Origin of the sequence: Amycolatopsis sp. NPDC005961 (genome assembly GCF_040629235.1) — a bacterium.
In the GTDB taxonomy this organism is placed as follows: domain Bacteria; phylum Actinomycetota; class Actinomycetes; order Mycobacteriales; family Pseudonocardiaceae; genus Amycolatopsis; species Amycolatopsis camponoti.
In genome coordinates this window covers 29,953-54,115 of record NZ_JBEXVF010000022.1, presented here as the reverse complement: position 1 = coordinate 54,115, position 24,163 = coordinate 29,953, and the positions used below count along the sequence as shown (strand labels likewise).

The following is a 24,163-nucleotide window of genomic DNA, read 5'->3' as shown; positions in this document are numbered from 1 at the left end:
CGCCCGGATCAGCAGGACAGGTTGCCGCCCGTCGGGACCCCGAGGATCCCGGTGATCTGGGTGTACTTGTCGATCCGGCTCTGCACCTGGGTGGGGTTGCCGCCGTTGCACTCGATGGAGCCGTTGATGCTGCGGATGGTCTCACCGAAGCCGCGCTGGTTGACCATCGCGTCGTGCGGCGTCATCGTGCCCGGGCCGGTCTGCGTGTTCCAGTACCAGAGGCCGGTCTTCCACGCGACGGCCGCGTCCTGCTCGACCTGGTAAGGGTTGTTCAGCAGGTCGATGCCCAGGGCGTCGCCCGCGGCCTTGTAGTTGAAGTTCCAGCTGAGCTGGATCGGGCCGCGGCCGTAGTACGCGGCCTGGCCGGCGGGGCAGCCGTAGGACTGGCTGGTGTCGCAGTAGTGCGGGTAGTTCGCGGTGTTCTGCTCGACGACGTAGACGAGGCCGCCGGTTTCGTGGTTGACGTTGGCGAGGAACGCCGCGGCTTCCTGCTTCTTCACCGTGTCGTCGCCGGTGTTGGCGAAGCCGGGGTAGGCCGACAGCGCGTCGGTGAGGCCGCTGTAGGTGTAGAAGCTGTTGCGGCTCGGGAAGATCTGGTCGAACTGGGCCTCGCTGACCACAAAGGAGGCGTCCGCGGCCGCGGACGCGGTGGTGGCCGGGAGTACGACGGCGGTCGCCGCCGCGGCGAGCGCGCTCACCGCCACTCCGGTGCGCTTCAGGAACCGGGTGAACGACATTCGGGACTCCTCTTGATCACGCCGGTCGTGCGCGGTCCGACCGAGCCGAATGGGTTACTCCAAGAGGTATAGACCAATCTCGATCGTGTTAAAAGTTTTCCGAATAAGAGTGCGCGATCGGAGCAGTGTGACTGCGGCGAACGGCAGAGGGTGAGCCCGAATTGCGATGAACGGGTGACGAGCGATCGGACAAGGATCGGTCATTCTCTACTTTGTGTAGGAGCGTTCCGTCTTGCGCAACGCCCACTCGGGTGGCGGCGTGAACCCTGGGGGTGCCCGGCTCGTGTTTTCGGTTGGGCGCTAGTCTCGGCCGCCAAGCCGGTCAGCGCCTCCGGGTCTTGACACACTCGGTAGTTTTTTGACCAGCAGCATGCAGCGCCTCACTCGTATGGGTGAGCGTTTCGCTCGTCACTCGCGGGAGGCACTCCGGTGCGCAACCCAGGTCAAAGCCTGATGCGGTCCACCCTGCGCGGATCCCGCGCGGTCGCCGTGGTCGCGCTCGTCCCGGTCGCGCTGCTCGTGGCCGGCGGCGGGAACGCGTTCGCCGACGTCGTGACGGCGCAGGCGGAGACCAACGCGGAGAGCTTCGGCGTGCTCGGCCCGGTCGGGCTGGTCGCGGTCGCGCTCGGCATCGTCGGCATGACGCTGGGTGTGCTGCGCCAGCGCCGCAAGACCCGCATCGCCGAGGCCGCTCCGGCCGTCCCCGAAGCACCCGGCCCGGTCACGGCGATGGCCGAAGCCGTCCTCGGCGAGCCCGACGCCACGCCGACCCGCCCGTTCCTCACCCAGCGCCCGCACGCCTGACCCCACGCACCGCGCCTGGCCAGCCCGCCGCGCTTGCTCCACCCGGCGCCCGCCTGACCAACTCGCCGCGCCCGGCCAGCCCGGCGCGCTTGCTCCACCCGGCGCCCGCCTGACCAACTCGCCGCGCCTGCCCAACCCCGGCGCGCTTGCTCCACCCGGCGCTCGCCTGACCAACTTGCCGTGCCTGCCCCAACCAGCCGCCCGCCTGGCCAAACCGGCGCGCCTGCCCCCGGACCCGGCGCCCGCCTGACCAACTCGCCGTGCCTGCCCCAACCAGCCACCCGCCTGGCTAAACCGGCGCGCACCTGCCCGACCAGCTGCGGGCCACACCGTGTCGTCCGCCCAGGTACGCGTGTCGTCCGTTCAAGTACGCGTGTCGTCCGTTTGGGCACGCGAGTCGACCCCCGGGTACGCGTGTCGACTCCCCAATCACGCGAGTTGACCCACCAATCACGCGTGTCGACCGCCTGATCACGCGTGTCGGCCCTCCGATCACGCGTCTTGCCGCCGATACCTCGCGCGCGTCGCAGGTTGGAAGAATCCCCAGCTTGGGCCCCCTCGGCACCCGCCGCGCGGTCCGGCCTGGAAGAATCCTCACGTGTCCGAAGAGCAGACCGTCGCAGCTGACCGCCGCCCGCGGGTCCTGTCCGGGATCCAGCCCACCGCCGACTCGTTCCACCTCGGCAACTACCTCGGCGCGCTGCGCCAGTGGGTGCGGCTGCAGGACACCCACGAGCCGTTCTACTGCGTCGTCGACCTGCACGCCATCACCGTCGAGCAGGACCCGAAGGTGCTGCGGCAGCGCACCCGCGTCTCGGCCGCCCAGCTGCTCGCGATCGGCATCGACCCGCGGCGCAGTGCCCTGTTCGTGCAGAGCCACGTCCCGGAGCACGCCCAGCTGAGCTGGGTCATGGAGTGCCAGACCGGGTTCGGCGAGGCCGGCCGGATGACGCAGTTCAAGGACAAGTCCGCGAAGCAGGGCTCCGACCGCTCCAGCGTCGGCCTGTTCACGTACCCGATCCTGCAGGCCGCGGACATCTTGCTCTACCAGGCCGACGCGGTCCCGGTCGGCGAGGACCAGCGCCAGCACCTGGAGCTGACGCGCGACCTCGCGCAGCGCTTCAACAACCGGCTGGGCAAGACGTTCGTCGTGCCCGAGCCGTACATCATCAAGGACACGGCGAAGATCTACGACCTCCAGGACCCGACGGCCAAGATGAGCAAGTCGGCCTCCAGCGCCAACGGGATCGTGGAGCTGCTCGAGGACCCGAAGCGCTCGGCCAAGAAGATCCGCTCGGCGGTCACCGACACGGGCCGCGAGGTGAAGTTCGACACCGAGAACAAGGCGGGCGTGTCGAACCTGCTGACGATCTACTCGGCCCTGACCGACCGGTCGATCGCCGACCTCGAAGCGGCGTACGAGGGCAAGGGCTACGGCGACCTGAAGAAGGACGTCGGCGAGGTGTTCGTCGAGTGGGTGACCCCGATCCAGGAGCGCGCCAAGTCCTATTTGGACGATGTCGCGGAGCTGGACAAGGTCCTCGCGGCGGGTGCGGAGCGCGCCCGCGACGTGGCGTCGAAGACGCTGGCCAAGACGTACCAGCGGATCGGTTTCCTGCCGCCCGTCCGCTGACGCGTGAAGCTGATCCTGGTGAACGGCCCGCCGGGCAGCGGCAAATCGACGCTCGCCCGGCACTACGCCGACGCCCACCCGCCGGCGCTCGCCCTGGACGTGGATCGCGTCCGCGCGATGGTCGGCGGGTGGCGGTCGTCGCCGGGCGAGGCGGGCCTGCTGGCGCGGGAGATCGCGCTGGCGGCGGCGCGCACGCACCTGACCGCGGGTCACGACGTCGTGGTGCCGCAGCTGCTGGCCCGGCCGGGCTTCGCCGAGCGGCTCGAAGAATTGGCCGCGGAGACCGGCGCGAGCTTCCACGAGATCGTGCTTCTGCCCGGCCTCGCGGAGACCCGGCGGCGCTTCGCCGGGCGCAGTTCGCCGGAGATCGAGACGGCGGAGCCACTGACGGACAAAGACCTGGTGGCGGCGTACGACCGAGTGACCCGGTACGCGGCGACGCGCCCGCGGGCCGTGGTCCTGCGCGAAGAGGACGCCTATCCGGCGCTGCTCGCCTCCCTCACGTAAGCGAAGAACAGGCGGCGCGCACGCACCTGACCGCGGGTCACACCTGACCGGGGGCTACACCTGACCGCGGGCCACCCCTGACCGCGGGCCACGAGGTTGCGGGACCCAGGTTCTTGTGGACTTGGGGCCGCCGCCGACCCTGAAGCGGCCCCCGCCCTTCCCTGGGGGGCGTGCCCACGTCCAGTCTATCGGCGCCCACCGACGATTCGGGCTTGCGCGGTGCCGGACCAGCGGCTTGTCCACAACTGCCGAGGACTGTGGACAACCAGAGGCCGCGCCGCGGTCGCCGAGCCGGACGGTGTCAGCTCTGGCCGCGAAGGCCCCTCCCGGAAACGCTCGCATCCCTCACGGAGACCGCTCGCGTTGCGGGAGTCACCTGGCGTGGTTAGCGTTTCACAGTGGCGAACGAAGAGAAGGAAAAGCTCCTGCCGCGGCTGCGGCGGAAGTACCCGTGGCTCGATCACCTGATCCGGGCCAACGAGGCCTTCACCGAGCGGTACGGCAACCACTACGCCGCCGCCATCACCTACTTCAGCGTCCTGTCCGTCTTCCCGCTGTTCATGGTCGCCTTCGCCGTGGTCGGCCTGGTCGTCAACCACGACCAGGCGATCATCAAGAAGATCACCGACGGCATCAACGGCTCCGTGCCGGAAGGTCTCCAAGAGCTGGTCAACGGCATCGTCAAGGGCGCGCTCGACTCCGGGGGCGGGATCGGGATCTTCGGCCTGCTCATCGCCCTCTACTCCGGCATCGGCTGGATGTCGAACCTCCGGGACGCGCTCACCGCGCAGTGGGGCCAGGAAAAGCAGCCGCAGCCGGTCGTGAAGCAGACGCTCAAGGACCTCGTCGCGCTGATCGGACTCGGGGTCGCGCTCATCGTTTCCTTTGCGCTGACCGCTGTCGGAGGCGGGGTCGGGCAGTTCCTGCTCGAACTCGTCGGGCTCGCCGACCAGACCTGGGCGATCTACCTGCTCCGCGTGGCGACGATCGTGCTCGGGCTGATCGCCAACACCCTCGTCTTCCTCTGGGTGATCGCGCGGCTCCCGCGCGAACAGGTCGCGCTGCGCAGTGCCGTCAAGGGTGCCGTGGTGGCCGCCGTCGGGTTCGTCATCCTGCAGCAGGTCGGCTCGATCTACCTGGCCAGCGTCACGAAGTCGCCGTCGGCCGCGCTGTTCGGGCCGGTCATCGGGCTGCTCGTCTTCGCGAACCTCGTCTCGCGCTTCCTCCTGCTTATCACGGCGTGGACCGCGACAGCGAAGGAGAACCAGCGCGAGGTCGTCCAGCCCCCGCCGCCGGTGCGGCTCGAACAGGCCGTCACCGTGCAGCGCGGGCCGGGGCTCGGCGCCGTCGCGGGGGCGTTCAGCGCCGGGGCCCTGCTCGCGTGGCTGGGTGGCCGCCGCAAGCCTTGACAGTGAGACCCGCGGTAAAGAAACTGAACCGGTAAGAAATCTGAACCGGAGGTTTCATGCTGGACGCCGCCCGCGAGTGTGCCGCCCTCGCCCAGACGCTCGCGCCGGTCACCGAGCAGCGCCGCGCGTTGCCCGCGGAGCTCGTCGCCAAGCTGACCGACGCCCAGCTCCTGCGCAGCGGCGTCCCCGGCTACCTGGGCGGCCCGGAAGCGCCGCCCGCGCTCAGCCTCGAAACCGCGGAGACGGTCGCGCGCGGTGACGCTTCGGCCGGCTGGTGCGTCTCGATCGCCGTGACGAGCAGCCTGCTCTCCGCCTACGCCCCGGCGAAGTGTGCCGAAGAGGTCTTCGGGGACCCGAAGACGGTCGCCGCCGGTGTCTGGGCCCCGCGCGGCACCGGCCGCAAGACCGACGGTGGCTACACCGTCTCCGGGCGCTGGCCGTTCTGCAGCGGCATCCCGCACTGCGACTGGTTGTTCGCCGGGTTCGTGCACGAAAAGGAGCTGTACGTCGCCGCGTTGCCCAAGGCCGAGATCGAAGTGCTGGACACCTGGCACACGAACGGCCTGCGCGGCACCGGCAGCCACGACTGCGTGGCCGACGAGCTGTTCGTCCCCGAGCACCGCGTCTTCTCGGTGATGGGCGGGCCACCCGCGGAAGCCGTTGCACTGCACCGCTTCCCGCTCTTCGGCTTCTTCGCGCTGTCGGTCGCGGCGGCCGCGCTGGGCAACGCACGCGGCGCGATCGACGACCTCGTCGCCCTCGCCTCGACGCGCAAACCTCTCGGCTCCAGCCGGTCGCTCGCCGAGCGGTCGCAGACCCAGGCCGCCGTCGCGGAGGCCGAAGCCGCCCTGCGTGCGGCGCGGCTGCTCTTCTACACCAGCATCGACGACGCCTGGCAGGCCGCGCAGGGCACGGAACCGGTACCGGACGCGCTCAAGCTGGGCCTGCGCCTGGCCGCCACCCACGTCACGCGCACCGCCGCGAAGGTCGCCGAAAGCATGTACGACCTGGGCGGCGGGGCGGCGATCTACGAAACTTCGCCGTTGCAGCGCCGCTTCCGCGACGCGCACACGGCGACCGCCCACTTCCAGGTCAACCCGGCCAGCTTCGAGCTGTCCGGCAAGCTGCTGCTGGGCGTCCCCGCCCGCACCGAACAGCTCTGAGGAGTCCCGTGCCCGTCAACGCCCAGTACCGCCTCGCCGCCCGTCCGGCCGCCGGGCTGCCGAAGGACACCGACTGGCAGTACACCGAGGAAGCCGTTCCGGCGCCCGGCGACGGCGAGTTCCTGGTCAAGGTCCGGTACCTGTCGCTCGACCCCGCGATGCGCACGTGGATGAACGCCGGCCGGTCCTACGTCCCGCCGGTCGGCATCGGCGAAGTCATGCGCGCGGCCGGGATCGCCGAGGTCGTCGAGTCACGCCACCCGGGCTTCCGCGCCGGGCAGAGCGTGTTCGGGACCTTCGGCGTCCAGGACTTCGCCGTCTCGGACGGCAAGGGCGTCACGATCGTCGACACGTCGCTCGCGCCGGCGCCGACGTTCCTCGGCGCGCTCGGGATCAGCGGGATCACCGCTTACTTCGGGCTGTTCGACGTCGGCCGGCCCGAGCCGGGCCAGACGGTCGCCGTCTCGGCCGCGGCCGGGTCCGTCGGGATCGTGGTGGGCCAGCTCGCCAAGATCCACGGCTGCCGCGTCGTCGGCATCGCGGGCGGGCCCGGAAAGTGCCGGATGCTGGTCGAGGAGTACGGCTTCGACGCCGCCGTCGACCACCGCGCCGGGAACGTCCGCGCCGACCTCAAGGAGCACGCGCCCGACGGCATCGACGTCTTCTTCGACAACGTCGGCGGCGACGTCCTCGAGGCGGCGCTGGCCCGGCTCGCGCGCGGCGCCCGGATCGTGCTCAGCGGCGCGGTTTCCCAGTACAACAGCACCGAAGGCCCGCGCGGCCCGGCCAACTACATGCAGCTGCTGGTGCGGCGCGCGTCGATGACCGGGTTCGTCTTCTCCGACTACGCCGAGCGCTACCCGGAGGCGATCGCCGCGCTGGCCGGCTGGCTGGGCGAGGGCAAGCTGAAGTCGCGTGAAGACGTCGTCGAAGGCGGGATCGCGAAGTTCCCGGAGACGCTGCTCAAGCTGTTCCGCGGCGAGAACACCGGCAAGCTGGTGCTGGCGCTGTGACCGACCTGACGCACCGCTTCACGGCGGACTCGGTCGGGCGGGCGCTCGACCTGGTCGGCGAGCGGTGGAGCCTGCTCATCCTGCGCGAGGCGTTCTTCGGCGTGCGCCGCTACGGCGAGTTCGCGCGCAACCTGTCGATCCCGCGCCCGACGTTGTCCGCCCGGCTCAAGACGCTCGTCGAGGCGGGCGTGCTGACGCGCGTCGAAGACGTGCCGGATCGTCCCGAATACCACCTCACGCAGGCCGGGCGGGACCTCTTCGGCGCCGTCGTCACGCTGATGCAGTGGGGCGACAAGCACCTGGCCGGTCCGGAAGGCCCGCCGATCCTGTTGCGGCACAAGGACTGCGGCGAGATTTCGGAGACGTATGTCGCGTGTGGACACTGCGGTGGCGCGGTCACCACCGACAAGGTGACCCCGGAACCCGGCCCCGGGTTCCGCTAGTTGGCGGCCTTGTTGCGCCGGCGCCCGACGACGAACCCGCCGACGATGATCAGGAACACCACCAGCGTGATGATCCAGCCGGTGACGCCGAACGGGTCCTCCTTGGCGGCGGACGCGGCCGAAGACGTCCCGCTGTTGCCGGTGCCGCCGTCGGCGACCGAAGACGGGTCACTGCCGTCGGGCGTGGCGACCGGGGACTGGTAGTCGATCCGGCCGACCGGCACCGCGCGGTCGGCCTCCAGCGCGAAGCCGTAGTCGAGCAGCTTCGCCGCCTGGTCGACGACCTTCGTCGGCTTCTGCTCGGCGCGCAGCATGACGACCGCGAGCCGCTTGCCCTTCTGCTGCGCCGCGCCGACGTAGGTGTGGCGGGCGTCGTCGGTGAAGCCGGTCTTGCCGCCGAGGAAGCCGGGGTAGACGCCGAGCAGCTTGTTGTCGTTGTAGATCGGGATGGCCGGCTTGCCGCCGGTCGCCGGGATCTCGAAGTTCTTCGTCGAGACGACCTTCGCGAACTCCGGCTGCTTCATCGCGTAGTGGAAGATCAGGCTCAGGTCGTAGGCCGAGGTCGACATGCCCGGCCCGTCGAGCCCCGACGGCGTCGCGGCGCGCGTGTCGTGCGCGCCGATGCGGGCCGCCAGCGCGTTCATCTTGGTCACCGCGGCGTCGACCCCGCCGAGCGCCGTGGCGAAGGCGTGCGCGACGTCGTTGCCCGAGTGCATCAGCAGGCCGTGGAGCAGCTGGTCGACGGTGTACTGGCCGCCGGCGACGAGGCCGACGCAGGTGCACTCCTGCTCGGCGTCCTCCTTCGTCGCGACGAGCACCTGCTGCGGGTTCAGCTGGGTGACCACGACGAGCGCGAGCAGCGTCTTGATCAGCGACGCCGGCCGCTCCCGGGCGTGCGGGTCCTTCGCCGCGACGATCGCGCCGGTGTCGAGGTCCTGCACCACCCACGACGCCGCGGTGTTGCCGTCCGGCGGGTTGAGCGCGCCGTCCGGGGTGACCAGGCCGCACTCGGCCATCCGCGGGCCGCCGACCGGGACGGCGGGCACGGCCAGCGCGGCCGGGACCTGCTGGCCGGGGGCGGGCCGCTCCGACGTGTCGACGGGGGCCGGCGGAGCCTGGCGGTTCGCGCACTGGCCCTGCTGCGGCGCCGCGGCCGCGAGGACCGGGGTGCTCAGGGCCAGGAGGGCGGCGGCGAGCGTCGTCGTGAAGACCTTGAGCGACCGGAAGACAGCGGAGTGCACCCACGCAATCTAGCGCCGAGGCGCGCGTCGCATACTCAGGGGCATGCGGATTTCCCGAGGCACCTCGCTGTTCCTGCTGGCCTTCGGCGTGTGGTCGTGGATCATCTGGATCACCTTCGCCAAGAACCTGTGGGCCAGCGACCAGTCGTGGACCCCCGACGGCTCGCCGACCGCGTACTTCGTGGTGCACGCGGTGCTGACGGTCGTGTCGTTCGTGCTCGGGACGATCATCGGCGTGCTGGGCTGGCGCGCGTTCCGCGCGTCCCGGGTCGCCTCCTGACTTTGGTCGGTGGCGCGGTCCCCGGGGCCGGTTTAGGTTGACGCCACTGACTCTGGAGGTGGAATGTCCCGTTTACGCCGAATGGCGGCCCCGCTCGTGCTGGCCGTCGGGGGCGGCCTGTTCGCGGCGGCCCCGGCCGCGGAGGCCGCGCCGGCCGCCTGCGACACGACGAGCACGCCGTACACGTACGTCGTGACCTACCAGCCGGGCACGCGCGCTTCGGCGGTCGACAAGGAGCTGGCGGCCAAGTGCGGCACGAAGGTGGCGTACTACGGCGAGATCGGCGTCGCGATCGCCAGCTCGCGCAACGCGGACTTCCAGCAGAAGATCGGCGTCTACCGGGCGTATTCGGGCGGGAAGGACGTGGCTTCTGCGGCTGGGGCGGCCCGCTCTTCGCTGGGCGCGGTCCGGACGCTGGAGGACACGCGTTCTGTTGCCGCGGCCGGTGACCTGTCGGCGCAGCAGTGGGACATGAAGGCGATCCACGCGCCCGAGGCGAACAAGAAGTACCAGGGCAGCCGTTCGGTGACGGTCGGCGTCCTGGACTCGGGCATCGACGCGACGCACCCCGCGCTCAAGGCAGCGGTCTCGCCTTCGGAGTCGGCGGGCTGCATCACGGGGGCTGCGGACACTTCGCCGGCGTCCTGGGCCCCGACGACGTCCGACCACGGGACGCACGTGGCGGGCACGATCGCGGGCAAGGACCCGGCAGCGGGCTTCACGGGCATCGCACCGGGGGTAAAGCTGGCTTCGGTGAAGGTGGTCAACGACGACGGCTACATCTTCCCGGAGTCGGCGGTGTGCGGTTTCGTGTGGGCGGCCGAGCACGGCTTCCCGGTGACGAACAACAGCTACTACATCGACCCGGGCATGTTCTTCTGCTCGAAGGAGCCGGGCGACGCGGCAGCCTACGAGGCGGTCCGGCGCGCGATCCAGTACTCGACGCGCCACGGAGTCCTGAACGTGTCGGCGGCGGGCAACTCGGGCTTCGACACGACGGCGCAGACGACGGACCCGAACCGCCCGCACCCGGTGGACTCGTCGTGCGGAATCCTCCCGAAGGCGATCGACGGCGTGGTGACGGTGTCTTCGGTGGGGTATGCGGGGACGAAGTCGTCGTTCAGCAACTACGGGTCGATCGATGTCACGGCTCCGGGTGGGGACTTCGCGCCGATCCCGCCGGAGGCGGGCCCGTCCTGCCCGCTGTCAACAACGGTGTTCGGCGGCCTGTACGGCTCGAAGTGCGGCACGTCGATGGCCTCGCCACACGCGGCGGGGGTTGCGGCGCTGATCGCGTCTCGTTTCCGAGGGTTGCCGCCACAGCTGCTGGCGAAGGTCCTGACGGGCGAGGCGGACCCGGTGAAGTGCGCGTCGGCGGAGACGGAGTGCACAGGGCCGGCGAAGAACAACTCGTACTACGGCCACGGCCTGGTCAACGCCCTGGACGCGGTCCGCTAGCGACACCCGATAAAGGAGCTGCGTGGTCATCCCGTCGCCTGAGGCCGTGAAATCACTTTGAGCCGGGCCCGCAACCCACAGCGCAACGCAGGACAGCAACGCAAGCTTGCGGGCCCGGCTCAAAGTGATAGGCCTCAATCAGGCGACGGGATGACCACCCAGCGGCCCACCTCAGAGAAGTGAGATGGCAGCGAGACGGTGGTCATCCCGGAGCCTGCCGGTCCGGCGAGGACATGCTTTTGCTTTTGACCCAGGCTCAGCTCTGCCGTGACTTGACCCTGCCGCGGCAAAGCGGGTCCGACCTCCCCCGCCCCTCCGGTGGGATTCTCAGCCGCCGCTCGGGTTTGTCAAGGCGGGAAAGCGTGCCTTGACAAACCCGACCGTCGGCTGAAGAGCGGCTGGGATGAGGGGCGGGGGAGGTCTGGTGACCTCGTGGTCGGCCTTCGCTGCCGGCTGCCGGTTTGCGAAAGGCCCCCGCTCGCTTGAGCGGGGGCCTTTCGATGTTGTGGAGAGCGTCAGACGCGCTTGAACAACAGTGCGCGCTTCACTTCCTGGATCGCCTTGGTCACCTGGATCCCGCGCGGACACGCGTCCGTGCAGTTGAACGTCGTCCGGCAACGCCACACACCCTCACCATCGTTGAGGATGTCCAGGCGCTCCTCCGCTCCCTCGTCACGGGAGTCGAAGATGAACCGGTGGGCGTTCACGATCGCCGCCGGGCCGAAGTACGAGCCGTCGTTCCAGTACACCGGGCACGAGGACGTGCAGCAGGCGCACAGGATGCACTTCGTCGTGTCGTCGAACCGGTCGCGGTCCGCCTGGGACTGGAGACGCTCGCGGGTGGGCTCGGGGCTGTAGTTGATCAGGTACGGCTTGATCGCCCGGTACGCCTCGAAGAACGGGTCCATGTCGACGTACAGGTCCTTCAACGTCGTCAGGCCCTTGATCGGGGCGATCGTGATCGTCGTCGGCTTGCCGTTCGGGGACAGCAGGTCCTTCATCAGGACCTTGCACGCCAGGCGGTTGATGCCGTTGATCTGCATCGCGTCCGAACCACACACGCCGTGGGCGCACGAGCGGCGGAACGAGAACGTGCCGTCGATGTAGTCCTTGACGTAGAACAGCAGGTTGAGCAGGCGGTCGGTGCGCTGCGCCGGGACCTCGTAGGACTCCCAGTGCGGCTCCGAATCCACCTCCGGGTTGAACCGGAGGATCTTCAGCGTGACCGTGATCGGCGTGTGCTCATCGGAAGCAGAAGCCGAAGGAGCTTCAGCAATAGCAGTCATCAGTACTTCCGCTCCATCGGCTCATAGCGGGTGAAGGTCACGGGCTTGTAGTCCAGGCGGATGTCCGAGGTCAGCTCGGCGCCCTGCTTGTAGGCCATGGTGTGGCGCATGAAGTTCGTGTCGTCGCGGGTCGGGTAGTCCTCGCGCGCGTGGCCGCCGCGGGACTCCTTGCGGGCGATCGCGCCCACGACCAGCACCTCGGCCAGCTCCAGCAGGAAGCCCAGCTCGACGGCCTCGAGCAGGTCGGTGTTGTACCGCTTGCCCTTGTCCGCCACGGTGATCCGCTGGTAACGCGCCTTCAGCGCCTGGACGTCGGTCAGCGCCTGCTTCAGCGTGTCCTCGGTCCGGTACACCGACGCGTGCGAGTCCATCGTCTGCTGCATTTCCTTGCGGATGTCGGCGACGCGCTCGTCGCCGTGCTCCGACAGCAGGCCCGCCAGCTGCTCTTCCACCAGCTTGGTGGGCTCCGCCGGCAGCTCGACGTGCTCGTGCGCCAGCGCGTACTCCGCGGCCGCGATGCCGGCGCGGCGGCCGAACACGTTGATGTCCAGCAGCGAGTTCGTGCCCAGGCGGTTCGAGCCGTGCACGGACACGCACGCGACCTCGCCCGCCGCGTAGAGACCCGGGATGACGTTCTCGTTGTCCCGCAACGCCTCGCCGTGGATGTTGGTCGGGATGCCGCCCATCACGTAGTGACAGGTCGGGAACACCGGCACCGGCTCCTTGACCGGGTCGACGCCCAGGTAGGTCCGGGAGAACTCCATGATGTCCGGGAGCTTCGCGTTCAGCGTCTCCTCGGGGATGTGCGTGACGTCCAGGACGACGTAGTCCTTGTTCGGCCCGCAACCCCGGCCCTGCAGCACTTCCTGCACCATCGAGCGCGCCACGATGTCGCGCGGGGCGAGGTCCTTGATGGTGGGGGCGTAGCGCTCCATGAACCGCTCGCCGGACGCGTTGCGCAGGATCCCGCCCTCGCCGCGGACGGCTTCCGAGATCAGGATGCCCAGCCCCGCGAGGCCGGTCGGGTGGAACTGGAAGAACTCCATGTCCTCCAGCGGCAGGCCCTTGCGGAAGATGATGCCGAGGCCGTCACCGGTGAGGGTGTGCGCGTTCGACGTCGTCTTGAAGATCTTGCCCGCGCCGCCGGTGGCCATCACGATCGACTTCGCCTGGAAGACGTGCAGCTCGCCGGTGGCCAGCTCGTAGGCGACGACGCCGGAGGCGACCGGGTTGCCGTTCTCGTCCGGGGTGGTGACGAGGTCGAGCACGTAGAACTCGTTGAAGAACTCGGTGCCGTACTTGACGCAGTTTTGGTACAGCGTCTGGAGGATCATGTGGCCGGTGCGGTCCGCGGCGTAGCAGGCGCGGCGGACCGCGGCCTTGCCGTGGTCACGCGTGTGCCCGCCGAAGCGGCGCTGGTCGATCTTGCCCTCGGGCGTGCGGTTGAACGGCAGGCCCATCTTCTCGAGGTCGAGGACCGCGTCGATGGCCTCCTTCGCCATGATCTCGGCGGCGTCCTGGTCGACCAGGTAGTCGCCGCCCTTGATCGTGTCGAAGGTGTGCCACTCCCAGTTGTCCTCTTCGACGTTCGCCAGCGCGGCGCACATGCCGCCCTGGGCCGCGCCGGTGTGGGACCGGGTCGGGTAGAGCTTGGTGAGGACCGCGGTGCGGGCCCGCTGGCCGGACTCGATGGCCGCGCGCATCCCGGCGCCGCCGGCGCCGACGATCACCACGTCGTACTTGTGGAACTGCATGGCAGGAAGTCTCCGGAGTCAGTTCGCGGGCATGTTCGGGTCGAAGGTGAAGATCACCATCGTGCCGACGGCCAGGATCAGCGCCATGGACACGTAGAGCAGGATCTTCAGCCAGAACCGCGTGCTGTCCTTGCGCGCGTAGTCGTCGATGATGGTGCGCAGCCCGTTGCCGCCGTGGATCTCGGCCAGCCAGAGCATGGCCAGGTCCCAGAACTGCCAGAACGGCGAGGCCCAGCGACCGGCGACGAAGCCCCAGTTGATGCGGTGCACACCGCCGTCGAGGATGTTCATGATCAGCAGGTGGCCGAGCACCAGGATGATCAGCGCGAGGCCGGAGATCCGCATGAACAGCCAGCTGTAGAGCTCGAAGTTGCTCCGGCGGGCGGCGGGACGCTTCGGCGCGCGGGGGTTCGCGAGGGCGAGGTCGGCCATGTCAGTTACCCCCGAAGAGCGTTTCGACGGTGCGCTTCAGCATGAAGAACGCACCGGGGACCATCACGACGACCCAGACCACGCCGATCACCCAGAGCATGGCCTTCTGCAGCTTCGGGCCCTTCGACCAGAAGTCGACCAGCATGACGCGGATGCCGTTGAGCGCGTGGAACAGGACCGCGCCGACCAGGCCGACCTCGAGGAGGTTGACGATCGGGGTCTTGTACGTCTCGATGACCTGGTCGTAGGTGTTCGGCGACACGCGCACCAGCGCGGTGTCGAGCACGTGCACGAAGAGGAAGAAGAATGTGAGCACGCCGGTGATGCGGTGCAGCACCCAGGACCACATGCCGGGGTCGCCCCGGTAGAAGGTCCCCTGCCGGCGTGAGGCACCCGCCCGATCGCTCGCCTCTGCCGAGGTGGCAGTGCTCGCCGTGGTGGACATCGGTGAACGGCCTCCAACGTCTGACTATGTGCCCGGTGGTCGTGAGGTCCGCAGTCGCCGTGGGACGGCGGCAGTGCCGAGATCAACGTCATCGAGCCTGGATGAATCGGATGCTAGACCCGCACCCGGCACCCGGCTCACCTCCGGGTTCCCCTCTGTGATGGACCAGACACCGGTACTCGCGTGCCGCCACCCGGCGGTGTGGCGCAGCGCACTCGGTCGTGCAGAGGTGCACGGCCTTCTGGTCACTGTAGATCTGACGTCTGTGGAGTCTGATATCTGATGCACTAGACCAAAAGGCTGGTGCATCCGGTTTGTTGTTGACCAACCGGCGGGTCATTTCTACTGTCGCTGCCAGATACATCGGATCTCTCACGATGGGGTGACGTTCTGGTGCGACGACTCGGCTTGGTGATCGCCGTCGCGGTTCTGCTTCCCGTGGCGGTGGTCACGCCCGCGCGGGCGCTGCCCGACGGACTGGCGCTGACGCCGCCGATGGGCTTCAACAACTGGAACACCACCGGCTGCGCCGTCGACGAGCGGATCATCCGCGACACCGCCGACATCTTCGTCGCCCAGGGCCTGAAGGCGGCCGGCTACCAGTACGTCAACGTCGACGACTGCTGGGCCGAGCCGGTTCGCGACGCCGACGGCCGGATGCAGGCGAACAAGGCGCGCTTCCCGAGCGGGATGAAAGCGCTGGCCGACTACGTCCACTCGAAGGGCCTCAAGTTCGGCATCTACACCAGCGCGGGCACGGTGACCTGCGCGAAGACCCAGCCCGGCGCGCTCGACCACGAGGACGTCGACGCGCAGACGTTCGCGGACTGGGGTGTCGACTACCTCAAGTACGACAACTGCAACAACGCCGGACGGCCCGCGCTCGAGCGGTACCCGAAGATGCGCGACGCGCTGGCGAAGACCGGTCGCCCGATCGTGTACTCGCTCTGCGAGTGGGGCGAGAACAAGCCGTGGGAGTGGGGTGCGGGCGTCGGGCACCTGTGGCGCACCACCGGCGACATCAAGGACAACTGGGCCAAGATGGTCCAGATCCTCGCGGCGAACGCGCCGCTCGCGCCCTACGCCGGTCCGGGCCACTGGAACGATCCCGACATGCTCGAGGTCGGCAACGGCGGCATGACGACCGAGGAGTACCGGTCCCACTTCTCGCTGTGGGCCATGATGGCCGCTCCGCTGCTCATCGGCGCCGACCTGCGCAAGGTGTCCCCGGAGAACTTCGACGTGCTGCGCAACGCCGAGGTCATCGCCCTCGACCAGGACCGCCGCGGCGTCCAGGCGCGCCTGCTGTCCAAGCAGGACGGTCACTGGGTCTTCGCCAAGCCCCTCGCGAACGGCGACGTCGCGGTCGCGCTCTTCAACGAGACTTCCGCCAACGCCACGATCGGCACCACCGCCGCGGCCGCCGGGCTGCCCCAGGCCGCCGGGTACGCCGCCCGCGACCTCTGGGCCCGCCGCGACTTCCAGACCGCGGGCCGGATCTCCGCGGTCGTCCCGCCGCACGCGACGGTCGTCTACCGGGTCCACGCGGGTGGCTCCTGGCTGCGGAACGAGCCGCTCGTGCGCACCGGGGTCGAGCTGGCCGCGCCGGTGCCCGGCGTGCCGGGGGAGATCACTCCGGCAGGCCGGCCGTTCGAAGTCACCGTGTCCGCGACCGACGAGGCCCGCGTCCCGGTGTTCGACCCGCGCGTGACGCTGTCCGCGCCCGCCGGCTGGCGCGTCGAGCAGGTGGCCCGGCCACGGGCGTTCGTGCTGGGTACCGGCGACACCGCCGCAGGACGCTGGCGGGTCACCCCGCCGGCCGGAACCGAAGGCACCACGGCGGTGCTGGGCGGCGGCGTCACGTACCGCGCGCTCGGGTTCGGCCCGCTGAGCTGGGCCGGTGACCAGCGGCTGACGGTGCCCGCGGCGCCACCCACCGGGCCGGCGTGGGCGAGCGACCTGCGCTGGGCGGCGGAGAAGAACGGCTACGGCCCGGTCGAGCGGGACATGTCCAACGGCAGCATCCCGGCCGGTGACGGCAAGCCCCTGACGATCAACGGCGTCGTCTACCCGAAGGGCCTCGGCGCGCACGCCCCCAGCGAGGTCGTCTTCTACCTGGGCGGCCACTGCACGACGTTCACCGCGGACGTCGGCGTGGACGACGAACGCGAGGCGACGAACAAGCAGGGCTCGGCGACGTTCGAGGTCTACGCGGACGGCTCCCGGGTCGCCGCGACCGGCGTCCGGACGTGGCAGGACCCGGCGGTCCCGCTGACGGCGGACCTCCACGGCGCCCGCTACCTGCGGCTGGTGGTCACCGACGGCGGCGACGGCAACTCCTACGACCGCAGCGATTGGGCCGCCGCTCGGCTCACTTGCGCCTGAATCCCCGTCATCTCACAGAGTGACGGTGCCGGCGGCGGATCACCGGCACCCGGCACAATCGGTGACGTCCGGCGGCATTTTGGCCGTCCCGACGCCCGCGAGTCCGGCGAAAGTGGCTCGCAGTACGCCCGATGATCACTTTGGGTATACATGTCGTCGCGCGCGCGACTCGTGAGTAAACGTTTGTGTTACGTAGCGTGCCGTTCCTATGGCGCTTTCCTGTCCGTTGGGTACGGTCTGGCGGTCGACCCGGCAGTGGGCCGGGTCGTGCTCTTGACCATCCGCTGGATCAGCGGGGAGGGAGACTCACGTTGCGTCGCATGCGTGGAACCGCGCTGGCCGCAGTGACCATGGCCGGGGTGCTCGCCCTGGCCGGGTGCGCCAAGGACTCGAGCGGTGGCAGCAGTAACAACAGTGCCGCGCCTTCGTCGGGCGGTTCGGACTGCGTGACCGCGCAGAAGCCGCCCGCCGCGCCCGCCGCCGCTTCGAGCAGCGCGGCCGCCGGCGGCAAGGTCGACGGCAGCCAGCTGAAGATCGGCCTGGCCTTCGACGTCGGCGGCCGGGGTGACGCGTCGTTCAACGACGCCGCCGCCGCGGGCACCGACAAGGCCAAGTCCGACCTCGGCGTGACGACGGTCAACGAGAGCACCGCGTCCGCCAGCGAGGCCGAGTCGGCCAAGCAGCAGCGTCTCGACCAGATGGCTTCGCAGGGCCTGAACCCGATCGTCGCGGTCGGCTTCGCCTACGCCGACTCCGTCAAGGCCGTCGCCGCGAAGTACCCGAACACCAAGTTCGCCATCGTCGACGACGACTCGATCACGCTCCCGAACGTCACGCCGCTGGTCTTCGCCGAGGAGCAGGGCTCGTTCCTGGCCGGCGTCGCCGCCGCGTACAAGAGCAAGAGCTGCCACATCGGCTTCGTCGGCGGTGTCAACACCCCGCTGATCCAGAAGTTCGAGGCCGGCTTCCTGCAGGGCGCGAAGACGGTTTCGTCCAAGATCAAGATCGAGGACGAGTACCTCACGCCGGCCGGTGACTTCTCCGGGTTCCAGGACCCGCCGAAGGGCAACGCCAAGGCCGCGGCCGAGATCGCCAAGGGCGCGGACGTCATCTACCACGCCGCCGGTGCTTCCGGTAAGGGCGTCTTCGACGCCGCCAAGGCGGGCAACGCGCTGGCCATCGGGGTCGACTCCGACCAGTACAACCAGAAGACCGTCGCGGCTGACAAGGACGTCATCATCACGTCCATGCTCAAGCGCGTCGACGTCGCGGTGTTCGACTACATCCAGGCCGTCGCCAAGGGTGACCTGACCGTCCTGCCGAAGCGGTTCGACCTCAAGGTCGACGGCGTCGGCTACGCCACCTCCGGTGGCAAGGTCGACGACATCAAGGACGTCCTGGACGGGTACAAGGCCCAGATCATCTCGGGCGCGATCACCGTTTCGGACAAGCCGCAGAAGTAGCTCACTACGCGTCGGGGCTCGGAGGGAAATCCCTCCGGGCCCCTCACGCGTTTAAGAGATATGGAATTCTCCCGCCCATGAGCACTGCCGAGGCCCCGGCCGAGGCCGTCCCCGACCGGGGCGCCCCCGCCGTCCAGCTGACCGGGATCACCAAACGCTTCCCGGGTGTGGTGGCCAACTCCGACGTCAACCTCACCGTCGTCACGGGCGAGGTGCACGCCATCTGTGGCGAGAACGGCGCCGGCAAGTCCACCTTGATGAAAATCCTCTACGGCATGCAGCCGCCGGACGAGGGCACGATCGCGATCAACGGCGACGAGGTGAAGCTGCGCAACCCGCAGGACGCCATCCGCGCCGGCATCGGCATGGTGCACCAGCACTTCATGCTGGCCGACAACCTCACGGTCGGCGAGAACGTCTTCCTCGGCGCCGAGGCCCTGCACGGCATCGGCCGCGCCGCCCGCGCCCGGCTGGCCGAGCTCGCCGAGCGCACCGGCCTGCACGCCAAGCCGGACACGCTGCTCGAAGAGCTGGGCGTCGCCGACCGCCAGCGCGTCGAGATCGTCAAGGTGCTCTACCGCGGCGCGAAGATCATCATCCTGGACGAGCCCACCGCGGTGCTCGTGCCGCAGGAGGTCGACGCGCTGTTCGCGACCGTCCGGGAGATGAAGGCCGACGGCTACACCTTCCTCTTCATCTCGCACAAGCTCGACGAGGTGCGCGCGATCGCCGACACCGTCACGGTGATCCGGCGCGGCACCACCGTCGGCACGGCCGACCCGAAGACCATCACCTCGCGCCAGCTCGCGGAGATGATGGTCGGCTCGGAGCTGCCCAGCCCGGAGACCCGCGAGTCCACCGTCACCGACCGCGCGGTCCTGCGGCTGACCGGCCTGACGCTGGGCGCCGAGGGTTCCGACCGCAACGCGCTCGACGACGTCACCTTCACCGTGCGCGCGGGCGAGGTGCTCGGCGTCGCGGGCGTCGAAGGCAACGGCCAGACCGAGCTCGTCGAAACCATCATGGGCATGCGCAAGCCGTCCGGCGGGAAGATCGAGCTGGTGGACGCCGACGGCAAGGCCCGTGACCTCACCCGGGCGGGCACGCTCACCCGGCGCGAGGCCGGCATCGGCTACATCGCCGAAGACCGCACCCGGCACAGCCTGCTGCTCACGCAACCGTTGTGGGTCAACCGGATCCTCGGTTACCAGACCCGCGAGCCGGTCTCCAAGGGCCAGCTGCTCGACATCGCCGGCGCCCGCGCCGACACCGAGCGGATCGTGCGCGAGTACGACGTCCGCACGCCGGGGATCGACGTCCCCGCCGCGGCGCTCTCGGGCGGCAACCAGCAGAAGCTGATCGTCGGGCGGGAGCTCTCCGGCAACCCGGTGCTGCTGATCGCCTCGCACCCGACTCGCGGTGTCGACGTCGGCGCGCAGGCGCTCATCTGGGAAAACATCCGCCAGGCCCGCTCCGCCGGGCTCGCGGTGCTGCTGATCTCCGCCGACCTCGACGAGCTGATCGGCCTGTCCGACACGATCCGGGTCATGCTGCGCGGGCGCCTCGTGAGCGAGGCCGACCCCGCCACCGTGACGCCGCAGGAACTGGGTTCGGCGATGACCGGCGCCGAAGACGACACAGCGGGTGACGAAGAATGACTTCCTGGCGCACGAAACTGCTACCGCCGCTGCTGGCGATCGTCTTCGCCGTGCTGCTGTCGGCGATCGCGCTGATCATCTCCGGGGCCGACCCGCTGCAGGCCTACGGCACGATGATCGGCCAGATGTTCAAGGGCTCCACCGCGGTCGACACGGTGAACCTGGCGACCGTCTACTACCTGTCCGGGCTCGCGGTGGCCATCGGCTTCCAGATGAACCTCTTCAACATCGGTGTCGAGGGCCAGTACCGCTTCGCCGCCGTCGTCGCCGCCATCGCCGGCGGCGCCATGAAGCTGCCGCCGGTCATCCACGTCATCGCGATCCTGGTGGTCGCGGTCGTGGCGGGCATGGCCTACGCGGCGGTGCCGGCGATCCTCAAGGTGACCCGCGGGGTCAGCGAGGTCATCTCGACGATCATGCTCAACGCGATCGTCGCCGGCATCATCGCCTTCCTCATCAACGCCGACCAGTTCGGCGTGCAGCGGGGCAACAACATCGGCACCCGCGTGATCGAGCCGCCCGGCCGGATCCCGGGCATCCCGCTCGGCTCCGGCACGCTGTTCGGGTTCGTGATCATCGCGGCGATCGTCGGCGGGGCCTACTGGTTCATGCTCAACCGCACGCGGTTCGGCTTCGAGCTCAAGGCCTCCGGCGAGTCCACCACGGCCGCGGCCGCGGGCGGGGTCAGCGCCAAGAAGATGACGCTGATCGCGATGCTGCTCTCGGGTGGCGTCGCCGGCCTGGTCGCGATGCCGGAGCTGCTCGGCCGCGACTACAGCTACGGCATCACCGCGACCCAGATGTACGGCTTCACCGGCATCGCCGTCGCGCTGCTCGGCCGCAACCACCCCGGCGGCATCGCGCTCGGCGCGCTGCTGTGGGCGTTCCTCGACACCTCCGCGGTGTCGCTGGAGCAGATCAACGTGTCCAAGGAGATCGCGACGATCATGCAGGGCATCATCGTGCTGTCGGTCGTCGTGGCGTACGAGGTCGTGCGCCGGGCCGACCTGGCCGCCGAACAACGCAGAGTCGGCCGGGCGCTCGCCGCCAACGGCCGCAAGGGTTCCTCGGTCGCCGAAGGGGGTGCGGTCTGATGGCCGTCACCGACGTCTCCCGGCCCGACGCGGGCAGCCCCGGCACGATGCCCGTGCACCGCAAGCGGTCCCGGATCCCCGGCTGGCTCCGCGGGGTCATCTGGGCCGTGATCGCCATCGCCGTCGTCTCGACGGCTTCGTACTCGACCGGCGTCGCCGCCCTGACGTCGTCGAACACGGCGTCGACGGCTCTGCGCCTCGCCCTGCCGATCCTGCTCTGCGCGCTGGGCGGCCTCTGGGCCGAACGCGCGGGCGTCGTCAACATCGGTCTCGAGGGCATGATGATCCTCGGGACCTGGGGCGCCGCTTGGGGTTCGTACAACGGCGGGGTGTGGGCCGGCCTGGTGGCCGCGATCGTCTTCGGCGCGCTCGGCGGCCTGCTGCACGCGGTCGCGACGGTGACGTTCAACGTCAACCACATCGTCTCCGGCGTCGCGATCAACCTGCTCGGCCTGGGTGTCACGAAGTACCTGGCGAACCTGATCTTCGCGCCGATCTCCGGCAACCCGCGGCAGTCGCCGGTGGTGCCGAAGTTCGACACCTACTCGGCGAGCGGCCTCTCGGACTGGCTCGGCGACCTGGAAAAGGAGCAGCGCGTCGGGATCTCCGACGTCGCCGGCATCCTGCGCGGCCTGGTCACCGAGGTCGCGCCGCTGACGATGATCGCGATCCTCCTGGTGCCGCTGAGCTTCTGGGTGCTCTGGAAGACCCGGTTCGGCCTGCGGCTGCGGTCGTGCGGCGAGAACCCGGTGGCCGCGGAGTCCCTCGGCGTCAACGTCTACCGGCACAAGTACATCGCGATGCTGATCTCCGGCGCGCTGGCCGGCATGGGTGGCGCCTCGCTGGTGCTGCTGCGCGGCGGCGCGGACTACCTGGAGAACCAGACCAACGGCCGCGGGTACATCGGCCTCGCGGCGATGATCTTCGGCAACTGGCGCCCGGGCGGCCTCCTCGGCGGCGCGGCGCTGTTCGGCTACGCGGACGGCCTGCAGCTCGCCGGCGGCGGCGAAGCGGTGCTCGCGCTGCTGTACGGCGCGGTGATCCTGGTCGCCGTGATCGTCGTCGTGCAGCTGTTCCGCCGCCAGTGGATCGCCGCGGGGCTCGGCGTCGTCGGCGCCGGCGTGCTGTACGCGATCTACTGGTCCAACGACACGCTGCCGTCCGACCTGATCCCGTACACCGCGCACTTCGTGACGCTGATCGTGCTCGCGGTGGCTTCGCAGCGGCTGCGGCCGCCGAAGGCCGACGGGCAGCCGTACCGGCGAGGTGAGGACTGATGACGTCCACTGTGGACTGGGATGCGCTGCGTTCCCAGGCGATCGAAGCGGCTTCCCACGCGTACGCGCCTTATTCGGGCCTGCACGTGGGCGTCGCCGGGATCGTCGACGACGGGCGCGTGGTCACCGGGTGCAACGTCGAGAACGCGTCCTACGGCCTCGGGCTGTGCGCGGAGTGCACGATGGCCGGGCAGCTGCGGCTGTCCGGCGGCGGTCGCCTCGTCGCGGTGGCGTGCCGCAGCGGTGCCGGTGACCTGCTGATGCCGTGCGGGCGCTGCCGGCAGATCCTGTTCGAGCTGGGCGGGTCTTCGTGTCTGGTCGACACCCCCAGCGGCATCCTGCCGATGTCGGACGTGCTGCCGGACGCCTTCGGCCCGGACGACCTGCCGTGAGCGCGTTCGCGGCGGTCGACGTCATCCGCACGAAGCGGGACGGCGGCCGGTTGTCCGACGAGCAGATCGACTGGGTCGTCGACGCGTACACCCACGGTGTCGTCGCCGAGGAACAGATGTCGGCGCTCGCGATGGCGATCTTCTTGCGGGGCATGGATTCCGACGAGATCTCTCGCTGGACCGGCGCGATGATCAACTCGGGTGAGCGCCTCTCGTTGAGCGTCTCGCGGCCGACGGTCGACAAGCACTCGACCGGTGGCGTCGGCGACAAGATCACGTTGCCGCTGGCGCCGTTGGTGGCCGCGTGCGGTGCGGCGGTGCCGCAGCTGTCCGGGCGCGGGCTCGGGCACACCGGCGGGACGCTCGACAAGCTGGAGTCCGTCCCGGGCTGGCGTGCGTCACTGTCCACTTCGGAAATTCAGGCGCAGCTGGAGGACGTCGGCGCGGTGGTCTGCGCGGCGACGTCAGGGCTGGCCCCGGCGGACAAGAAGCTCTACGCGCTGCGGGACGTTACGTCCACAGTGGAGTCGATCCCGCTGATCGCCAGCTCGATCATGAGCAAGAAGATCGCCGAAGGCGCGTCCGGGCTCGTCCTGGACGTGAAGTTCGGGTCGGGCGCGTTCATGAAGACGCTTTCTCAGGCTCGTGAGCTGGCTTCGACGTTGACCTCGATCGGCGTCGACCACGGTGTCCCGACGACGGCGCTGCTGACCGACATGAACGTCCCGCTGGGGCGGGCGGTCGGGAACGCGGTGGAGGTCGCGGAGTCGGTTTCCGTGCTTCAGGGCGGTGGCTCCGCGGACGTCGTGGAGCTGACGCTCGCCTTGGCGCGGGAGATGCTGGCGCTGGCCGGTCTCGACGTGGATCCGGCCGCGGTGCTGGCTTCCGGCGAGGCGTACGAGACGTGGTGCCGGATGATCTCCGCCCAGGGCGGCGACCCTTCGGCGCCGCTGCCGACGCCGTCGCACGTCCACGTGGTCACCGCGCCTGCGTCGGGCGTGCTGGCTTCGCTGGACGCCTACGCGGTGGGCGTCGCGGCATGGCGGCTGGGCGCGGGCCGGGCCCGCAAGGAAGATCCGGTCCAGGCCGCGGCGGGCATCCTGTGCCTGGCCAAGCCCGGCTCCCGCGTCACGGAGGGTGAGCCGCTGCTGGAGTTGCACACGGACACCCCGGAAGCGGTCCCGGCGGCCTTGGCCGCGCTCGAAGGCGGCTTCACAGTCGCTGACTCCGCGCCGGAGCCGGGCCCGATCGTCCGGGAGACGATCCGCGGCACGGTGTGATGATCATCG

At 69.7% G+C, this 24,163-nt stretch carries 22 protein-coding genes; 16 read left to right on the top strand and 6 right to left on the bottom strand.

Going from position 1 to position 24,163, the window contains the following annotated elements; all coding sequences use genetic code 11:
* Nucleotides 1–8 precede the first annotated feature (8 nt).
* Nucleotides 9–737 carry a chitinase gene (locus ABZ342_RS21290; protein WP_360475552.1) on the bottom strand — a complete coding sequence of 243 codons (729 nt, stop codon included), beginning with the start codon at nucleotides 735–737 and terminating at the stop codon, nucleotides 9–11.
* A gap of 453 nt (nucleotides 738–1,190) precedes the next feature.
* Between ABZ342_RS21290 and ABZ342_RS21285 the strand changes: the two genes are divergently transcribed.
* The 7 genes from ABZ342_RS21285 to ABZ342_RS21255 all read left to right on the top strand — a co-directional run bounded on the left by ABZ342_RS21285 (nucleotide 1,191) and on the right by ABZ342_RS21255 (nucleotide 7,709).
* Complete coding sequence (locus ABZ342_RS21285) at nucleotides 1,191–1,541, top strand: hypothetical protein (RefSeq protein WP_360475549.1); 351 nt, start codon at nucleotides 1,191–1,193, stop codon at nucleotides 1,539–1,541.
* Nucleotides 1,542–2,139: 598 nt separating this feature from the next.
* Nucleotides 2,140–3,174, top strand: a complete 1,035-nt coding sequence (trpS, locus tag ABZ342_RS21280) for a tryptophan--tRNA ligase (RefSeq protein WP_360475546.1) — start codon at nucleotides 2,140–2,142, stop codon at nucleotides 3,172–3,174.
* Nucleotides 3,175–3,177: 3 nt separating this feature from the next.
* Nucleotides 3,178–3,681, top strand: coding sequence for an AAA family ATPase (locus ABZ342_RS21275; protein WP_360475543.1), 504 nt, complete (start codon nucleotides 3,178–3,180; stop codon nucleotides 3,679–3,681).
* A gap of 398 nt (nucleotides 3,682–4,079) precedes the next feature.
* Entirely contained in the window at nucleotides 4,080–5,090 is a 1,011-nt protein-coding gene (gene yhjD, locus ABZ342_RS21270) for an inner membrane protein YhjD (protein ID WP_360475540.1), read from the top strand.
* Nucleotides 5,091–5,146: 56 nt separating this feature from the next.
* Nucleotides 5,147–6,253 carry an acyl-CoA dehydrogenase family protein gene (locus ABZ342_RS21265; RefSeq protein WP_360475537.1) on the top strand — a complete coding sequence of 369 codons (1,107 nt, stop codon included), beginning with the start codon at nucleotides 5,147–5,149 and terminating at the stop codon, nucleotides 6,251–6,253.
* A gap of 8 nt (nucleotides 6,254–6,261) precedes the next feature.
* Nucleotides 6,262–7,266, top strand: coding sequence for an NADP-dependent oxidoreductase (locus ABZ342_RS21260; RefSeq protein WP_155549000.1), 1,005 nt, complete (start codon nucleotides 6,262–6,264; stop codon nucleotides 7,264–7,266).
* Nucleotides 7,263–7,709, top strand: coding sequence for a helix-turn-helix domain-containing protein (locus tag ABZ342_RS21255; protein ID WP_155549001.1), 447 nt, complete (start codon nucleotides 7,263–7,265; stop codon nucleotides 7,707–7,709). The genes ABZ342_RS21260 and ABZ342_RS21255 overlap by 4 nt, the downstream gene beginning before the upstream one ends.
* Here the strand turns inward: ABZ342_RS21255 and ABZ342_RS21250 are convergent.
* Complete coding sequence (locus ABZ342_RS21250) at nucleotides 7,706–8,950, bottom strand: D-alanyl-D-alanine carboxypeptidase family protein (protein WP_360475533.1); 1,245 nt, start codon at nucleotides 8,948–8,950, stop codon at nucleotides 7,706–7,708. The genes ABZ342_RS21255 and ABZ342_RS21250 overlap by 4 nt on opposite strands.
* A 43-nt stretch (nucleotides 8,951–8,993) precedes the next feature.
* On the opposite strand from ABZ342_RS21250, the gene ABZ342_RS21245 reads away from it, so the two are divergent.
* On the top strand, nucleotides 8,994–9,230 hold the full coding sequence (locus tag ABZ342_RS21245; protein WP_155549003.1) for an SCO4848 family membrane protein: 237 nt from the start codon (nucleotides 8,994–8,996) through the stop codon (nucleotides 9,228–9,230).
* Nucleotides 9,231–9,293: 63 nt separating this feature from the next.
* Complete coding sequence (locus tag ABZ342_RS21240; protein WP_360475530.1) at nucleotides 9,294–10,688, top strand: S8 family serine peptidase; 1,395 nt, start codon at nucleotides 9,294–9,296, stop codon at nucleotides 10,686–10,688.
* A gap of 515 nt (nucleotides 10,689–11,203) precedes the next feature.
* Here the strand turns inward: ABZ342_RS21240 and ABZ342_RS21235 are convergent.
* From ABZ342_RS21235 to sdhC, 4 genes are read right to left on the bottom strand one after another with little or no spacing between them, the layout of a single operon-like run.
* Nucleotides 11,204–11,974, bottom strand: coding sequence for a succinate dehydrogenase iron-sulfur subunit (locus ABZ342_RS21235; RefSeq protein ID WP_360475527.1), 771 nt, complete (start codon nucleotides 11,972–11,974; stop codon nucleotides 11,204–11,206).
* The gene (gene sdhA / locus ABZ342_RS21230; protein WP_360475524.1) at nucleotides 11,974–13,728 is read right to left on the bottom strand and encodes a succinate dehydrogenase flavoprotein subunit; all 1,755 of its coding nucleotides are present in this window, start codon (nucleotides 13,726–13,728) and stop codon (nucleotides 11,974–11,976) included. Before sdhA ends, ABZ342_RS21235 begins: the two co-directional genes overlap by 1 nt.
* A gap of 18 nt (nucleotides 13,729–13,746) precedes the next feature.
* Nucleotides 13,747–14,160: a succinate dehydrogenase hydrophobic membrane anchor subunit gene (locus tag ABZ342_RS21225; RefSeq protein ID WP_155549007.1), complete on the bottom strand. Its 414-nt coding sequence runs from the start codon at nucleotides 14,158–14,160 to the stop codon at nucleotides 13,747–13,749.
* A 1-nt stretch (nucleotide 14,161) separates the two neighbouring features.
* Nucleotides 14,162–14,605, bottom strand: a complete 444-nt coding sequence (gene sdhC, locus ABZ342_RS21220; RefSeq protein ID WP_155549008.1) for a succinate dehydrogenase, cytochrome b556 subunit — start codon at nucleotides 14,603–14,605, stop codon at nucleotides 14,162–14,164.
* A gap of 393 nt (nucleotides 14,606–14,998) precedes the next feature.
* On the opposite strand from sdhC, the gene ABZ342_RS21215 reads away from it, so the two are divergent.
* The 7 genes from ABZ342_RS21215 to ABZ342_RS21185 all read left to right on the top strand — a co-directional run bounded on the left by ABZ342_RS21215 (nucleotide 14,999) and on the right by ABZ342_RS21185 (nucleotide 24,154).
* Nucleotides 14,999–16,990: an NPCBM/NEW2 domain-containing protein gene (locus tag ABZ342_RS21215; RefSeq protein ID WP_360475520.1), complete on the top strand. Its 1,992-nt coding sequence runs from the start codon at nucleotides 14,999–15,001 to the stop codon at nucleotides 16,988–16,990.
* A gap of 320 nt (nucleotides 16,991–17,310) precedes the next feature.
* Nucleotides 17,311–18,453, top strand: coding sequence for a BMP family ABC transporter substrate-binding protein (locus tag ABZ342_RS21210; RefSeq protein WP_360475517.1), 1,143 nt, complete (start codon nucleotides 17,311–17,313; stop codon nucleotides 18,451–18,453).
* A 77-nt stretch (nucleotides 18,454–18,530) separates the two neighbouring features.
* Nucleotides 18,531–20,111, top strand: coding sequence for an ABC transporter ATP-binding protein (locus ABZ342_RS21205; protein ID WP_155549011.1), 1,581 nt, complete (start codon nucleotides 18,531–18,533; stop codon nucleotides 20,109–20,111).
* The gene (locus ABZ342_RS21200; RefSeq protein WP_360475514.1) at nucleotides 20,108–21,205 is read left to right on the top strand and encodes an ABC transporter permease; all 1,098 of its coding nucleotides are present in this window, start codon (nucleotides 20,108–20,110) and stop codon (nucleotides 21,203–21,205) included. The genes ABZ342_RS21205 and ABZ342_RS21200 overlap by 4 nt, the downstream gene beginning before the upstream one ends.
* Nucleotides 21,205–22,482, top strand: a complete 1,278-nt coding sequence (locus ABZ342_RS21195) for an ABC transporter permease (RefSeq protein ID WP_155549013.1) — start codon at nucleotides 21,205–21,207, stop codon at nucleotides 22,480–22,482. The genes ABZ342_RS21200 and ABZ342_RS21195 overlap by 1 nt, the downstream gene beginning before the upstream one ends.
* A complete protein-coding gene (locus ABZ342_RS21190) occupies nucleotides 22,482–22,874 on the top strand; it encodes a cytidine deaminase (RefSeq protein ID WP_091304561.1) in 393 nt (130 codons plus the stop codon). The genes ABZ342_RS21195 and ABZ342_RS21190 overlap by 1 nt, the downstream gene beginning before the upstream one ends.
* Nucleotides 22,871–24,154: a thymidine phosphorylase gene (locus tag ABZ342_RS21185; RefSeq protein ID WP_360475510.1), complete on the top strand. Its 1,284-nt coding sequence runs from the start codon at nucleotides 22,871–22,873 to the stop codon at nucleotides 24,152–24,154. Before ABZ342_RS21190 ends, ABZ342_RS21185 begins: the two co-directional genes overlap by 4 nt.
* The last annotated feature ends 9 nt before the right edge of the window (nucleotides 24,155–24,163 follow it).

What these genes read in the sequence shown, in the direction of transcription:
- ABZ342_RS21290 (WP_360475552.1), bottom strand. Translation starts at nt 737, where the DNA reads ATGTCGTTCACCCGGTTCCTGAAGCGCACCGGAGTGGCGGTGAGCGCG.
- ABZ342_RS21285 (WP_360475549.1), top strand. Translation starts at nt 1,191, where the DNA reads ATGCGGTCCACCCTGCGCGGATCCCGCGCGGTCGCCGTGGTCGCGCTC.
- ABZ342_RS21265 (WP_360475537.1), top strand. Translation starts at nt 5,147, where the DNA reads ATGCTGGACGCCGCCCGCGAGTGTGCCGCCCTCGCCCAGACGCTCGCG.
- ABZ342_RS21245 (WP_155549003.1), top strand. Translation starts at nt 8,994, where the DNA reads ATGCGGATTTCCCGAGGCACCTCGCTGTTCCTGCTGGCCTTCGGCGTG.
- ABZ342_RS21240 (WP_360475530.1), top strand. Translation starts at nt 9,294, where the DNA reads ATGTCCCGTTTACGCCGAATGGCGGCCCCGCTCGTGCTGGCCGTCGGG.
- ABZ342_RS21235 (WP_360475527.1), bottom strand. Translation starts at nt 11,974, where the DNA reads ATGACTGCTATTGCTGAAGCTCCTTCGGCTTCTGCTTCCGATGAGCAC.
- sdhA (WP_360475524.1), bottom strand. Translation starts at nt 13,728, where the DNA reads ATGCAGTTCCACAAGTACGACGTGGTGATCGTCGGCGCCGGCGGCGCC.
- ABZ342_RS21225 (WP_155549007.1), bottom strand. Translation starts at nt 14,160, where the DNA reads ATGGCCGACCTCGCCCTCGCGAACCCCCGCGCGCCGAAGCGTCCCGCC.
- sdhC (WP_155549008.1), bottom strand. Translation starts at nt 14,605, where the DNA reads ATGTCCACCACGGCGAGCACTGCCACCTCGGCAGAGGCGAGCGATCGG.
- ABZ342_RS21210 (WP_360475517.1), top strand. Translation starts at nt 17,311, where the DNA reads ATGCGTGGAACCGCGCTGGCCGCAGTGACCATGGCCGGGGTGCTCGCC.
- ABZ342_RS21205 (WP_155549011.1), top strand. Translation starts at nt 18,531, where the DNA reads ATGAGCACTGCCGAGGCCCCGGCCGAGGCCGTCCCCGACCGGGGCGCC.
- ABZ342_RS21200 (WP_360475514.1), top strand. Translation starts at nt 20,108, where the DNA reads ATGACTTCCTGGCGCACGAAACTGCTACCGCCGCTGCTGGCGATCGTC.
- ABZ342_RS21195 (WP_155549013.1), top strand. Translation starts at nt 21,205, where the DNA reads ATGGCCGTCACCGACGTCTCCCGGCCCGACGCGGGCAGCCCCGGCACG.
- ABZ342_RS21190 (WP_091304561.1), top strand. Translation starts at nt 22,482, where the DNA reads ATGACGTCCACTGTGGACTGGGATGCGCTGCGTTCCCAGGCGATCGAA.